Raw genomic sequence first — 14,768 nt, 5'->3', positions numbered from 1 at the left:
ATGGCCTTTCTCGCACATCTGACCTATATGGATATTGGAAATGTCATAATGATGTAGGGAACATCATTGACCATGCCATCACGACATTTGTGAATCCATTCACATCAGACTCCCTATATGAAGCGTTAGCATTTTCATTCTTTATCATAAAGAGTTGGCCTAAGAACACTCAGACGAAGTTAAAAGCTGGGAATTTAATTGGGTCCGCATAAACTTTTATAAAAAGATAAGTTCTAAGTCATTATTGTCCAAACGCGTAGTTTGTTTGCTTTAAATATCCAAATTCAACTCTTAACTTGAGGCCGTTGAAGACTCTTTATAAAAGAATGCGTGAGCCTGACAGGACGTCAGGCTAGCTTTCGGTGGCTATGGATGTCCTATCGGAAGCGATAGCATTTTCGAATAAGACCGAGGCTGTCTATAAGAGAGGTCAAAAGCTGGATCTGACCCCATGGCGACCTTTTCGCTGTTTGAAAATGTTGCGGGGCGGCTGGGCCAATTCTTTTATAAAGAGTAAAGAGGGAACAGCCGTTGGTTTCCTCTTGGTCTGGTGTGGGTGAAGCGCCACGACGTTAGTGGCCGTAGGCCATAATCTAATAGCCCGTGCAGGGTGGAACCTTGCGATCTTAAGCGTTAGTGGCCACAGGCCATAAAAAATTAAGCCTATTATTCAATAGGAAGCGCAGCATCTCCGCCCCATACCGCCCAAGAACCATCATATAAAACTGCTTGATGATGCCCTGCTACATACGAAGCCAGAATCAAAATACAGGCGGTAATTCCTGAACCGCAGCTAAACACCCGTTGAGCATTATTACTGGTATCTAAGGTGGCGAAAATTGTATGCAATTCACGGATAGATTTCATTTTAAAACCGTTTAATACCTGTGCAAAAGGCAAGTTGAGTGAACCGGGTATATGACCACTGCGCATGCCAACACGAGGTTCTGGTGACGTACCGTTAAACCGCCCTGCTGCTCGCGCATCAATAATATCAACTTTTGCATGACCAAGATGGGTTAACACAAACTCAGTGTCACACACCTTATATTGCTGCAAGCGGCCTTTAATATCACCAGAGTCAGTTGCTGTCGCAAACTGACGCACTGTGTCTCGCCCTTCACTGCGCCACTGTGGTAAACCACCATCGAGTACAAATACTTTATCAAATCCCATTGCTTTAAAGGTCCACCACGCACGCGGTGCAGAATAAATGCCTTGGTCATCGTAAATAACTACGGTGCTATTATGGCTTATTCCTAATGATTTAGTTGCAACAGTAAATTGATCTTCCGTGGGCATAGCGTGAGTTTGTGGAGATTGATGATTGAAAAAAAGTTTATCTATTTGGCACGATAATGCACCAGGAATAACGTAAAGCTCATCATAAACAAGTGGTTCTTTTCCCAGCACAATGTCTATGCTGGCATCTAGTAATACAAGGTCTGGGTCTTCTAAGTGTTGCGCTAACCAATCGGTGGTCACTAAAGGAAAATTCACATTAAACCTCTCTTACAATTGATGGCAAATATTGATTGAAAATATTGATGCTAACTCACACGAGTACTCTCATGATGATTGTCTATATAACGCTGAGTTAACCCACTTAAATAACTGAATAAAATTATACCTACAGCATCGGCAACTAAATCGATGATGTCTAATGTTCTTGATGGGATAAAACCCTGGCTGATTTCTTCACTCAGGACGAATATCGACACTAACACAGTGCCGTAATAAAGCGGAAGACGCCCGATACAAAAATGACGACTCTGCAGCGCTAAATTGGCCACAAAAGTTAATAACCCGAATAACAACATGTGACAAATCTTGTCACCATAGGGAACATGTTTTATTACGTCGAAAAACACACTTTGACTGCCAGTATTGGCGAGGTAAATAATCCACAAAATAAAACCAAAAAAGCCACCAGCAGCAATAATAGCTAAACGAGAGAAGGTCTTATGGGTCATCTGTATTCATCCGTGTATGACATGTTGAGGTAAATAATGCCTTTGAGTCTACAGCGAATAGTTAGCATTTTAGCGTTAATTTTGCTTAACCTCCGCTCGCATTAAGGCTTCAGCAATATAGATGCACTTGTTAAACAAAATTTGAGTGGTTGCTATGAATTATCCAGCGCTAATATGACCAATAAAAAAGCCCTTTATTGCTAAAGGGCTTGCTATTAATCTACATTGAAATACCTATTATAGGGCTATCCAAGTTGCTTTGATTTCGGTGTACTTATCAAACGCATGTAATGATTTATCACGGCCATTACCTGACTGTTTATAACCACCAAACGGTGCAGTCATGTCGCCACCATCATAATGGTTAATCCATACCATACCGCTGCGCAGCGCTTTGGCTGTTTTGTGAGCTTTGCTTAAGTTTGATGTCCACACACCTGCCGCTAAACCATACATAGTGTCGTTGGCAATCTTGACGGCTTGTTCCATGCCATCAAACTCGATTACCGATAACACTGGGCCAAAAATCTCTTCGCTGGCAATGGTCATGTCATTTCTAACATTACTAAAAATGGTTGGTTGTACATACATGCCGCCAGTTTCTGCCATCACTTGTTTACCACCATCAACCAAGGTAGCACCTTGCTCACTACCGGCTTTAATGTAATTAAGCACGTTAGTCAGTTGCTGTTGATCAACCATTGCACCGCAGGTTGTTTTAGGATCAAGTGGATGCCCTGGTTGCCACCCTTGCATTTCTTCAACAATAAGCTTGATTAACTCATCTTTTACGCCTGACTCAACCAATAAACGAGAACCGGCAGTGCACACTTCGCCTTGGTTAAAAGCAATGGCTACTGCGGCGGCTTCTGCAGCGGCTTTTAAATCTGGTGCGTCATTAAACACAATATTAGGGCTCTTACCGCCCGCTTCTAACCACACGCGCTTCATGTTCGACTCGCCTGCGTAAATCATTAACTGCTTAGCAATTTTAGTTGAACCAGTGAATACTAAAGTATCGACATCCATGTGCAGTGCCAACGCTTTACCAACTGTATGACCAAAACCAGGTAATACGTTGAGTACCCCTGCAGGAATACCCGCTTCAATCGCTAATTGCGCCATGCGAATAGCCGTAAGTGGTGATTTTTCAGATGGCTTTAAAATCACACTATTACCCGTGGCGAGTGAAGGCCCAAGCTTCCAGCATGCCATAATCATTGGGAAATTCCATGGCACAATGGCTGCAACCACACCAACGGGTTCGCGAGTGATCATGCCTATTTCATTATGAGCAGTAGGAGCAATTTCATCATAAATTTTATCTATCGCTTCACCATACCAACGTATAGCACGGGCAGCGCCGACCACATCAACGCCTTTGGAGTGTTGAATTGGTTTACCCATATCAAGCGTTTCAAGTAACGCCAATTCATCGGCATTTTCTTCGAGTAAATCAGCAAACTTAATCATGACTTGCTTGCGCTTTACTGGCGGTAACATTGACCAAGTACCCGCTTCAAACACTTCACGCGCGTTCGCGACAGCAAGGTTAGCATCGGCTAAATCACAACTAGCCACTTTAGCTAATACTTGGCCATCAATAGGGCTGATACAGTCAAATGTGTCACCAGAAGCGGCACCTTGATATTGACCATTAATGAAAGCTTGCCCAGTGATTTTTAGACTTGCTGCTAGTGCTTCCCAATCGCTACGACTTGTTGGAGTACTCATTGTGACCTCGAAATAATAAATGGATTGATAAGCACCAAACTGCGCTAAAAAGCAGGTGCTAAACCTAAAATTTGTGCCACATAAAATGGATTACCGACACAATAACCTTGATGAATATTGTCACCTGATTATGCTCAACAGCAAGATATTTTCAATATATTTTACAAAATAGGCACATTTAGTTTAAATAAATGCACAAAACACTTTAACGTTCATTATTTTTGACATAGCATAGCGAATATTCGTCACTCATTATTTAATCAATTTGAGATGAATCCCTAGTAATTGTAGCTATCAATGTAGAGTCAATTTATGAGCGAATATCAGCAAAATGGAACTGGCGATTCATCGCAAACATTGCCGAACATGGCACATTTTTGGATGCCGTTTACTGCCAATAAGCAATTTAAGACTAATCCTAGGCTTTTGGTTTCGGCACAAGGAATGTATTACACCGATATTGAAGGCAATAAAGTACTCGATGCTACTGCCGGTTTATGGTGTTGCAATGCTGGCCACGGCCGCCAAGAAATTTCCCAAGCGGTAAGCCAACAAATTAGCCAAATGGATTATGCACCGTCTTTTCAAATGGGCCATCCGCTCGCCTTTGAATTAGCGCATAAACTCAGTCAGCTGAGCCCTGACGGATTGGATAAGGTGTTTTTTACCAATTCCGGTTCAGAATCGGTAGATACCGCCCTAAAAATGGCGCTTTGTTATCATCGCGCTAATGGTCAAGCCACGCGTACTCGGTTTATCGGCCGCGAGCTTGGTTATCATGGTGTCGGTTTTGGCGGGATTTCAGTCGGTGGGATCAGTAATAATCGCAAAACCTTTAGTCAGCAATTACTCCAGGGGATCGATCACCTGCCTCATACACTCGATATTGCCAATAATGCCTTTAGCCACGGTTTACCGCCACACGGTTTGGATAAAGCCGAAGTGCTTGAGCAACTGATTACCTTACATGGCGCCGAGAACATTGCCGCGGTCATTGTTGAGCCCATGTCTGGTTCTGCTGGGGTTATCTTACCGCCGGATGGGTACTTAACGCGGTTACGCGAAATCACCCAAAAGCACGGCATTTTATTAATATTCGATGAAGTGATCACCGGCTTTGGCCGAGTCGGTGCCGCCTTTGCCAGCGAGCGCTGGCAAGTTACCCCAGACATGATCACCACAGCCAAAGCCATTAATAATGGTGCGATTCCAATGGGGGCGGTATTTGTTAGCAATACCATTCACGACACCTGCATGCATGGCCCTGATGAATTAATAGAATTTTTCCATGGTTATACCTATTCCGGTCATCCGGTCGCGGCTGCCTCAGCACTTGCGACCTTATCCATATATGAAGATGAGCAATTATTTGAACGCGCAAAAGGGCTTGAGTCTTATTTCGAGCAAGCGGTTCACAGCCTTAAAGGTTTACCAAACGTGATTGATATTCGTAATACCGGTTTAGTTGCAGGTATTCAATTAGCACCAAGTGATAAAGGCGTGGGTAAACGAGGTTATGACATTTTTGATCATTGCTTTAGGCATGGCGCGTTAGTACGGGCAACGGCTGACATTATTGCAATATCTCCGCCACTTATAGTGGAAAAGTCACAAATCGACGACATGGTTAATCACATTACCGATGCAATTAACGCTGTTGGTTAATATTTTCTGAATACATATTTTGCTTAAAAGGATCCCGTTCATGCTTAACATCACTCATTTTGTCGATGGGCAACACACCCCAGCCAGTCAACGTAATCAAACCATCTATGATCCTGCTACGGGGGAAACTCGTGGCCAAGTATCATTGGCGAGTCACGATGAAGTAAGCTTGGCGGTAACGGTTGCCAGAAATGCCTATCAGACTTGGTCACAAGTGACGCCACTTAATCGTGCTCGGGTATTATTTAAGTTTAAAGCGTTAGTAGAGCAAAATATTGATAAATTGGCCCAACTCATCACTCTTGAACATGGCAAAGTGTTGGATGATGCTAAAGGTGAAATTACCCGAGGGCTTGAAGTTGTTGAGTTTGCTTGCGGCATTCCGCATTTACTCAAAGGTGAACATACTCAACAAGTGGGTGGTGGCGTTGACTCATGGTCTGTTAACCAATCGTTGGGTGTCGTCGCAGGTATTTCACCGTTTAACTTTCCTGTCATGGTGCCAATGTGGATGTTCCCTATCGCAATAGCCTGCGGTAATACCTTTATCATGAAGCCGTCTGAAAAAGACCCCAGTGCAGTAATGTTTATTGCCGAATTACTGACACAAGCAGGCCTGCCAAATGGCGTGTTTAACGTGATTAATGGCGATAAAGAAGCCGTTGATGCTTTATTAACTCATCCCGATGTTCACGCAATTAGTTTTGTTGGCTCAACCCCGATTGCCGAATACATTTACAGCACCGCCTCTGCTCACGGTAAACGAGTGCAAGCATTGGGCGGGGCTAAAAATCACATGTTATTAATGCCAGATGCTGACTTAGATCAAGCGGTCAATGCATTAATGGGTGCAGCATATGGTAGTGCAGGTGAACGCTGTATGGCTATTTCGGTGGTACTCGCGGTCGGCGATGTGGGCGACAAATTAGTCGAGGCATTATTACCGCAAATTAGTGCCTTAAAAATTGGCAGCGGTATTACCCCTGAAATGGACATGGGACCGTTAATTTCGGCCCAGCATTTAGCTAAAGTACGCGATTATGTCGAAGCGGGTGTTAAGGAAGGTGCAACATTAGTCGTTGATGGCCGAGACATCAGTATTCAAGACCACCAGCAAGGTTACTTTTTAGGTGCGTGCTTATTTGACCATGTCACGCCAACGATGAGCATTTACCAACAGGAAATTTTTGGTCCTGTGTTAGCCATCGTCCGCGTCGATAACTATGCCGATGCATTGACGCTGATTAACCAACACGAATTTGGTAATGGCACCGCTATTTTTACTCAAAGTGGCCAAGTAGCTCGTCACTTTTGTCACCATGTTGAAGTGGGCATGGTCGGCGTTAATGTGCCGATTCCGGTGCCGATGGCATTTCATAGCTTTGGCGGTTGGAAACGATCGCTATTTGGGCCGCTGCACATGCACGGACCCGATGGCGTTCGTTTTTATACCAAGCGCAAAGCCATTACCGCTCGCTGGCCACAAGCTAAAACCGACACTAATGAACCTTCGGCATTTATTATGCCGACCATGAAATAAGTGAAGCCAACGATGAAGCATATTAACGATATTACGCTTTTTAGTAGTCAATCAACTGCGGTTGAGTCGTATCACTTAACGGATGAAAAACTGCTTACTGGTGATCCACTGCAGTCAGTGCAAAACCATTTCGAAAGCCCGTGCAAGCAGTTTAATGTTGGCATTTGGCAAAGTGAACCAGGCAGTTGGAATATCAATTATAGCGAATATGAGTATTGCGATATTCTCGAAGGCTGTAGCATTATCACCGACAGCCAAGGCAAAAGCTTAACCGTCAATGCTGGTGATAAATTTGTTATTCCTGCTGGCTTTACCGGCACATGGGAAGTCGTCAATCATTGTAAAAAAATCTACGTTATGTTTGAACAACAGCTTGAACAAACATAGTGTTTAACCGCCATGCGGTACAGACTAAATCGTTACGGTTTTAGGTCTGATAAGTGGCATTCGCAGCCGTTGTGTACCTAAATACCAACAACTGTATTTTATGTAAATGGAGATAATATCGTGTCGAACACATTAAAAAGAACGCGAATTGCACTGTTAACTGGATTAACATTATCAGCTACCCTACTGGCTCCACTCGCTACGGCAGAAGTCTCTGGTGCAATCACTGTAACCAACGACTACCGCTTCCGAGGTGTGTCACAAAGTGCAGCAGATCCCGCCCTACAAGGTAATATTGACTGGAGCCATGATAGCGGATTTTTCGTCGGTGCTTGGGCAAGTACCATTGATTTTGATGAGCCTGAATACAATGGCCCAGATGTAGAGATTGATTTGTATGCTGGTTATTACGGTGAAATTAACGATGACACTAGCTATGACTTAACCTTGTACCGTTATAACTACCCTGGAGAAAGTGATTTAGACTATCTAGAAGTCAGCGCAGGTATCGACTTTAGTGGTTTTAGAGCCGCTTACTGGTTTACTAATGATTATGGTGGCAGCGATCTTGACCTACATTACACCGAAATCAATTATGGCTGGGAGTTTGCTGATAACTGGAGCCTAGATTTGCATTATGGTTACAATTTTGGCGACGCCATTGATGACGGAGAAGGCTTTGACAGCTATTCAGACTACTCTATTGGTGTATCAACAGAAGTGTCAGGTTTTGGCATCTCGGTTGCGTATTTAGACACCGACATTGATGGTGATAATGAAGTAAGTTCTGATCTATATAAAAACACCGGTACTTTATTAGCGAGCGTTAGTTACGCGTTCTAAGCCGAGTGAGTTAATCAGTACCCATGATTACAAGTCAGTCTTAAAAACAAAAAACCGCCAATGGCGGTTTTTTTATGACAAATATTTAACGAAAAACAGTAGCGATACAACAAAAGAAAAAACAGAAATTACTTAGTATTCAAACCTGTTAGCGGCTGCCCTAGGGCTTGTTTTTTAACGCATTGCCAACCATCTGCAAGATTTTGTAATTGCTCGTTTCGTTGCGGAAACTGGCTGGCTAAATTACGCATCAGTGATGATTGAATCTCACAAATTTCGGCCCAACGATCAGCATTAGATAATGGCATTTTTCAATCCTTAAATAAGTTGTACATCCGTTTACATGCGTTCATGTATGTACATTAATGTAGCACAGCCCACTTTTTTAGAAAGCTATATTTACACCGTAAATCAGCTTAAAAAAACGCCACACACATACCAATTAAGCTTTTAGCTGATTTAAAAGAAATTTTGTTTCATAAAAAAGAAACACGCATTCAATTAATATGAGTCAAACAATGAACTGCTAATCTAAAGCACTTATATGAAAAAATGATATGACAACATTTGATGGATTCATAAATGAGGTTTTATTGATGCGATATAATTTAGATCTTGCGCATAGATTTCAATAAAATAGCATTGCATCCATGGCATACCAGAGTATCTTATTGTTATAGCAACCGTTGAATATACGGCACAAAGGAGCGAACTATGGCTGATACCATCATAAAAATACTGATAATCGCAGGGTTATTTTTTCTGGCCTATAAACTGATTTTTAGTGGTAACCGTGGATTAACACTTTTTGAGATGCATTTTAAAGATGGCAAGCTCAATAAGCATAAAGGCAAAATACCGGAGAAGTTTGAACGTGATTGTCGTGCCATAGCCAAATCTAATAAACTGACTTGCACGGTCAGAGCTGAAAAATCTGGTGACGTACGTTTACACGTGTCGGCCAATATTGGCGATAACTTAGTCCAGCAAATTCGTAACCAGTTTCCATTTGAGTATTACGATAAGAAACAGTCTGACGCGTCTAAACTTAAAGGCTAACATAGCCTGTTGAGCAAACGAAAAATGGACTCTAATGAGTCCATTTTTGTGTCTGTTTTCATGTCTATTTAGATTTAGTAAAAGTGACTGTACGCTCTAACTTAGTGCCCGACTATTGCTTAACACTTTCAGGGCTCAGCTTTTATGCTTAGTCGATTTAACTATTCAATGACTTAGCGATACCACTTAGTCAGGCTGTTTAGAAATCACCAAGGTGACTTGGGCGACTGTGATACCAAATTTAATAATATCGCTTTTATTGATAATGGTTTGCTCATCGACCAGAAACATCCAGTCATCAAAATGGACTTCATATTCACTACCATCAACTGGCAATATCATGTCATAACGCCATCGCAATGCACTACCGCGAGACTCACCTTGAGCAATGCCTAATATATCATTGGCGGTTCCCTCATAGAGCCCATTTCCTTTATCAGTAATGTTCCACACTCGGGTTTGCTTTTCGCCATCATCGTAAATAAACCATTCGTTTATCACACCCTGCTTACCTTCAGGCGAATCAACCCAGTGCGCTTCCATGGTGACGGTAAATTTGCGGGTCACCTTGCCTGAAAAATCTTGTACTACTCCAGCGGCCGTTAATTTACCATCAAAAAACGTGGCTAAATCTAACGTTGGAGTCGTTTGTTGATAATCTTCAATCGATGCTGATGAACATGACATAACGCCTAATGCTAGTGCAACATATAAGCTGATTTGAGCCAGCTTTCGCGCTAATTGCTTAGTTAAGGGTTGAGTTACACCTTGAATAAGCGTTCGGGCGGAAAAATGTCGCTGCTTACGGATGAATAATAAAATCGCGTGCATTAGTTAACTCCAATCAGTTGGTTACGTAACTCAGGACGGCTGGTTTTCTCAGACAACCAAATGTCGAGAAACGCCTCTGGGAATTGGGCGTTACTGACTTGATAATAAGGGGTGTCGTTGAGTAAAAATGCCGCATCTTCAGGAGTGTTAACCTTAAAGGTCAGCCTGTCGCCCTGTTTAACATCTGGCCAGGCATTAACTAACTGCTGCCTGTACAATTCAATATTGGCTTCGGTAAAACCTAAGTGCTGCCATTGTTCAATAGTGGCATCAACCAAATCAATAGCATCGATATCGCGGTGGTATTGAATGTCGAGAATCATTGGAAAGCGATTAGCTTGGTATTTACCGTCAATAGAGAATAACTTCGCACTATAAATATCAAGCCATAACAGACTCATATCGGCAGTGCCAACTTGAATCAATGTCGCATCGCTTATATCGTTCTTACCGCCCTTATCGTTCTTATCACTTATATCGTTCTTACCGCTTATACCGTTCTTATCGTTCTTACCGCTTATATCACTTTTTTCGCCCTTATCGTTGATATCATTTGCAGACGCATCGTTAATGCTCACCGCAACAATCAACGTTAACACTAATGCGCCCACCACACCGAACAGTAGTTCGACCAACCAATGTGATGATTGATGTAACTTAATGTGTGGTTGCGACTTGACGCCATTATGTAAAGTTTTCATCTACGATTCTCCAAAGCAAGATCCACCGTTGTGATTCGAGAGCTAACAGCTAGCAATACGGGAAATAAGCAACTCCAGATCAATGCCAGTATAAACGCGCTCCACATCTCGCCTAAAGGCAACATTACTGCGTTAAATTTAGCTCCTGCGAGATAACTTAAACAGCCAAATACACCACCAAATAAGGCTTGTAACCAAATAGGAAACTTTCTAAAAAAAGCTAAGCTGTAATCCAAACAAAGCGCAAAGTAGAACCACAATAATCCCAACCAGTAAGGAATATTGGCGAACTTAAATACGCCAAACCACACCAATAGACTGTCAACCGCGATGCCAATCACACCACAGACGCACATTACCAGTGCATCATGACGAACTGATGTTGATAACAAAAAATGGCCAATAAGCAATAAAATAGACAGTAAGATAAGTTGGTTATGAGCTAATACGCCTGCCCACCACACCAACTGAAAGCATAAAGCATTGATTAAAATATATAATTTTGGAGGAATACCGTAAGAAGACATAACACCTCACACTAACAGGATGAGACGTCCCGGCAACGTGTTACCGGGGAATATAATGGCTATTGGGCTGTAGAACTATATTATAGTGGGCGGTATTGCGGTCGAACGGCAACAAGGTGAACCGTGCTAGTAGTGCGCTCTAAAAACCCACCTTCGCAGTAGCTCAAATAAAACTTCCACATACGGATAAAGTCATCGCCGTAATTTAAGGCTTTTATTTTATCGTAGGCAGCATCAAAATTTTCATGCCAGTGTTTTAGGGTACGCGCATAGTCCTTGCCCATATCGTCGATAGACCAGGTTACCATGTCGGTTTTCTTGGCAATATGTTTGGTCATTTCACTCACCGAAGGCAAACAACCACCGGGAAAAATATAACGCTGAATAAAGTCAACACTCTTACGATAACTGTCGTAACGTTGATCGGCAATTGTAATAGCTTGAATGAGCATGCGACCGCTTGGCTTAAGCAGATGTTGTAGCTTTTCAAAAAATCCTGCTAAATACTCGTGTCCCACAGCTTCGATCATTTCAATTGAAACCACGCGATCATATTCACCAGTCAGTAAACGATAATCTTGTTTTAGCAAGGTAATCCTGTCTTCAAGCCCTTCTTGCTTTACTCGCGCCTGTGCATAATCGAACTGGGCATCAGAAATGGTAGTAGTGGTCACATGTACGCCATAATGTTTTGCAGCATAAATGGCCAACGCGCCCCAACCAGTTCCCACTTCAAGCAAGGTTTGACCTGGGGTTAACTCTAAGCGCTCGCAAATGGTCTGCAATTTATGTAATTGCGCTTCATTCAAGCTGCTGTCATCTGCCGGATAAAGTGCACTTGAATACATCATTTCTGGGTCAAGAAACTCCTTATACATGTCATTACCTAAGTCGTAATGAGCCAGAATATTGCGTTTTGAACCCGTTTCAGAATTACGATTAAATATATGCTTAATGCGATTAACGCCGTTGCTCAACCATGAAAAATAACGTTCTATGTTGTCTAGTAATGTTAAATTTTGCGCAAAAACCTGCACCACTTTAGTTAAGTCAGGGCTACACCAATGGCCTTGAATATAAGCTTCGCCAGCCCCAATTGAACCACCAAACACCACTTGACGATAAAAGTTGGCATGCTGAACTTGCATAGTTGCGTGAACTTCGCTTTTAGGATCGCCAAACTCTGATGTTTGATTACCATCGACAATGGTTAAATGACCTTCTGCAAGATGTGCTAATGCACGAAGAAGAATTTTCCTTGCTAGGCTGTCAGACAAACTCGCTTGAGTCATGCTGCTTTCTGTCGCCGTATTTTCCATGTCATCTCTCCAGTTCATACACTGTCTAATTCGTTCGCTTTATTGGCGTAATTAAAGATTAATACGTGATAAGCATCTATTTGGTTTACATTTTGTAAAATTAGTTAGCTTTAATCGTTTGCTTGCCTACAAAAGGGATTCGTTTAATAAATAGCTTCATTGCCTGCCAATAAATACCCAGCATAATTTTGCTAGTCATCAAGGGATAATTCAGCATAAATCGACGCATAGATCGCGAATTTATCGATTGGCGTTTTAACACTAAACCGGCATCAAATAATTTATCGTTATTGGCATTTCGATTTTCGATGGTCACTTTCAAGTTTTTGGCCGGAGGCGTAATACGCCACAAGTAATGCATGTCTAAATTCATAAACGGAGACACATGAAAGACTTTGTCTGTTTGAACGGTATTCGCAATATCAACCAGATAACAATGGCGCTCATTCCAAGGGGTATTACTGACCTCGGCAAGCATATAAACCATGTCATTTTGATGATAACAAAAGTAAAAATTGACCGGACTAAAATAAAAACCAAAATGGCGTATCTGCCCAGAAAATATCACTTTATCGCATGTTTGTGTGGCACCTAAATGCTTAATGGTTGCCAACACGCGTTGCTTTAATGCAGCAGCATCATCCCCCTTGCTCGCCCCGCTCAGCACGAGTTGCTCACCAAATTGTTGCTTTAGGGAATTGAGGTAATCGCCAGGGATAAATTTAAGCGGGGTAAACTTGTCTGTGGAAAACAATTTACTGACCGCCGTTAATGCCGGCAGTTCATCTAAATCAATTGCCATCATCGCAATGTTATAACCAAAACTGTGCAACTTAGGCGTATGACGGCGATGGTTTATCTTGCCGCAATAAATGCCACTGTTTAATTGATCATGTTCCATTATCGATGTGGTTTGACTCATAGACTAATCCCAAACAGATCGCATACTTCAACTGCGCTACGAACGCCGTCTTCATGAAATCCATTATGCCAGTAAGCACCAGCAAAATAGGTATTATGTTTACCATTAATGAGTGATTTTTTCGCTTGCGACTTCATGCTGGCATCATTAAATACTGGGTGAGCATAATTAAACTTTCGCAAAATTTTACTTTCATCAATCGATGCAGTTTGATTTAGGGTGACACAAAATGTAGGTGCACTACTCGGTAAACACTGCAAAATATTCATATTATACGTCACGCTAGCCGGACGCTGAGCAATATCTTGCTGATTAACACCATCTAAACGATAGTTCCAACTTGCCCATGCCGCTTTACGCTTGGGTAATAAATTAATATCTGTGTGCAGCACCACTTCATTATTTTGATATTCCATTGCGCCTAACACGTCGATCTCATCTTGAGTGGCATCGGTTAACATCGCTAACGCTTGATCGCTATGGCAACTCAACACTACATCGTCGAAGTGCTGCCATTCACCGTTAGCAACTTGAACATACACACCATCATCGCTACGTTTGATACCACTCACTGGAGAATTAAGCTGGATACGTTCTTTAAACGGTGCGGTTAAGGCTGGGATATAACTGCGCGATCCACCTTCAAGTACATACCATTGCGGGCGATCATTAATATTTAATAAACCATGATGCTGGAAAAAACGAATAAAGAATCGCAATGAAAAGCCGCGCATATCATCAATACTGGCAGACCAAATCGCCGCGCCCATAGGCAAAATGTAATGCTCACAGAAAAAGGCTGAGAAACCTTGTTGATCAAGATACTCACCGAGTGAAGACGTTGGGTAATTGTCGGCCTCATAAATAACTTTACAACCATTGTTGAAACGAACAATTTCACCTAAAAACCGGTAAAAACTTGGGCGTAACAAATTACGACGTTGGGCAAATAAGCTCCACAAATTATGACCATTATATTCAAGCCCAGTGAGTGCATTATTCACACTAAAACTCATTTCAGTCGGTAAAGACTTAATATTAAGTTGTGCCATTAATGTTTCAAATAGCGGATAAGTCCGGTCATTAAACACAATAAAACCAGAGTCTATTGCGTATTGCTGCCCTGCTACTTCCACATCAATGGTCGCTGTATGGCCACCAATATAATCATTAGCCTCAAACACGGTTACCGTGTGTTCACGGCTTAATAGGTGGGCACACGTTAACCCCGAAATCCCAGTACCAATTACAGCAATATTTTTCATTT

General features: G+C 42.1%; 15 protein-coding genes. 5 read left to right on the top strand and 10 right to left on the bottom strand.

Annotated elements, in window-relative coordinates; all coding sequences use genetic code 11:
* Positions 1–666 precede the first annotated feature (666 nt).
* The 3 genes from H5125_RS10295 to H5125_RS10285 form a co-directional block, all read right to left on the bottom strand.
* Entirely contained in the window at positions 667–1,500 is an 834-nt protein-coding gene (locus H5125_RS10295; protein WP_182744193.1) for a sulfurtransferase, read from the bottom strand.
* Between the two features lie 50 nt (positions 1,501–1,550).
* A complete protein-coding gene (locus H5125_RS10290; protein WP_101088799.1) occupies positions 1,551–1,973 on the bottom strand; it encodes a VanZ family protein in 423 nt (140 codons plus the stop codon).
* 237 nt (positions 1,974–2,210) lie between these two features.
* Entirely contained in the window at positions 2,211–3,707 is a 1,497-nt protein-coding gene (locus tag H5125_RS10285) for an aldehyde dehydrogenase (protein WP_101088798.1), read from the bottom strand.
* A 312-nt stretch (positions 3,708–4,019) separates the two neighbouring features.
* Here H5125_RS10285 and H5125_RS10280 point away from each other — a divergent pair, with 312 nt between their 5' ends.
* From H5125_RS10280 to H5125_RS10265, 4 genes are all read left to right on the top strand, one after another.
* Complete coding sequence (locus H5125_RS10280; protein ID WP_182744192.1) at positions 4,020–5,372, top strand: aspartate aminotransferase family protein; 1,353 nt, start codon at positions 4,020–4,022, stop codon at positions 5,370–5,372.
* A 40-nt stretch (positions 5,373–5,412) separates the two neighbouring features.
* The gene (locus H5125_RS10275) at positions 5,413–6,912 is read left to right on the top strand and encodes a CoA-acylating methylmalonate-semialdehyde dehydrogenase (protein WP_182744191.1); all 1,500 of its coding nucleotides are present in this window, start codon (positions 5,413–5,415) and stop codon (positions 6,910–6,912) included.
* Positions 6,913–6,924: 12 nt separating this feature from the next.
* A complete protein-coding gene (locus H5125_RS10270; RefSeq protein ID WP_101088795.1) occupies positions 6,925–7,299 on the top strand; it encodes a cupin domain-containing protein in 375 nt (124 codons plus the stop codon).
* Positions 7,300–7,419: 120 nt separating this feature from the next.
* The gene (locus tag H5125_RS10265) at positions 7,420–8,142 is read left to right on the top strand and encodes a TorF family putative porin (protein ID WP_101088794.1); all 723 of its coding nucleotides are present in this window, start codon (positions 7,420–7,422) and stop codon (positions 8,140–8,142) included.
* 128 nt (positions 8,143–8,270) lie between these two features.
* On the opposite strand, the gene H5125_RS10260 is transcribed toward H5125_RS10265, so the two are convergent.
* Positions 8,271–8,450 (bottom strand): hypothetical protein, encoded by a 180-nt coding sequence (locus H5125_RS10260; RefSeq protein WP_101088793.1) that lies wholly within the window; start codon positions 8,448–8,450, stop codon positions 8,271–8,273.
* 406 nt (positions 8,451–8,856) lie between these two features.
* Between H5125_RS10260 and H5125_RS10255 the strand changes: the two genes are divergently transcribed.
* Positions 8,857–9,201, top strand: coding sequence for a DUF3634 family protein (locus tag H5125_RS10255; protein ID WP_182744190.1), 345 nt, complete (start codon positions 8,857–8,859; stop codon positions 9,199–9,201).
* 186 nt (positions 9,202–9,387) lie between these two features.
* On the opposite strand, the gene H5125_RS10250 is transcribed toward H5125_RS10255, so the two are convergent.
* The 6 genes from H5125_RS10250 to H5125_RS10225 form a co-directional block, all read right to left on the bottom strand.
* A complete protein-coding gene (locus H5125_RS10250) occupies positions 9,388–9,888 on the bottom strand; it encodes a DUF3833 domain-containing protein (protein ID WP_254439938.1) in 501 nt (166 codons plus the stop codon).
* A 143-nt stretch (positions 9,889–10,031) separates the two neighbouring features.
* Complete coding sequence (locus H5125_RS10245; RefSeq protein WP_182744189.1) at positions 10,032–10,733, bottom strand: chalcone isomerase family protein; 702 nt, start codon at positions 10,731–10,733, stop codon at positions 10,032–10,034.
* Positions 10,730–11,260: a DUF2878 domain-containing protein gene (locus H5125_RS10240; RefSeq protein ID WP_101088789.1), complete on the bottom strand. Its 531-nt coding sequence runs from the start codon at positions 11,258–11,260 to the stop codon at positions 10,730–10,732. Before H5125_RS10240 ends, H5125_RS10245 begins: the two co-directional genes overlap by 4 nt.
* 80 nt (positions 11,261–11,340) lie before the next feature.
* Positions 11,341–12,579, bottom strand: a complete 1,239-nt coding sequence (locus tag H5125_RS10235; protein ID WP_182744208.1) for a cyclopropane-fatty-acyl-phospholipid synthase family protein — start codon at positions 12,577–12,579, stop codon at positions 11,341–11,343.
* 100 nt (positions 12,580–12,679) lie between these two features.
* On the bottom strand, positions 12,680–13,501 hold the full coding sequence (locus tag H5125_RS10230) for a DUF1365 domain-containing protein (protein WP_182744188.1): 822 nt from the start codon (positions 13,499–13,501) through the stop codon (positions 12,680–12,682).
* Complete coding sequence (locus H5125_RS10225) at positions 13,498–14,766, bottom strand: NAD(P)/FAD-dependent oxidoreductase (protein WP_162023733.1); 1,269 nt, start codon at positions 14,764–14,766, stop codon at positions 13,498–13,500. The genes H5125_RS10230 and H5125_RS10225 overlap by 4 nt, the downstream gene beginning before the upstream one ends.
* Positions 14,767–14,768 lie beyond the last annotated feature (2 nt).

The organism is Shewanella sp. SR44-4 (assembly GCF_014163715.1).
Taxonomy (GTDB): Bacteria; Pseudomonadota; Gammaproteobacteria; order Enterobacterales; family Shewanellaceae; genus Shewanella.
The sequence above is the reverse complement of the archived record's forward strand: the minus strand, read 5'-3'. Positions and strand labels throughout refer to the sequence as shown.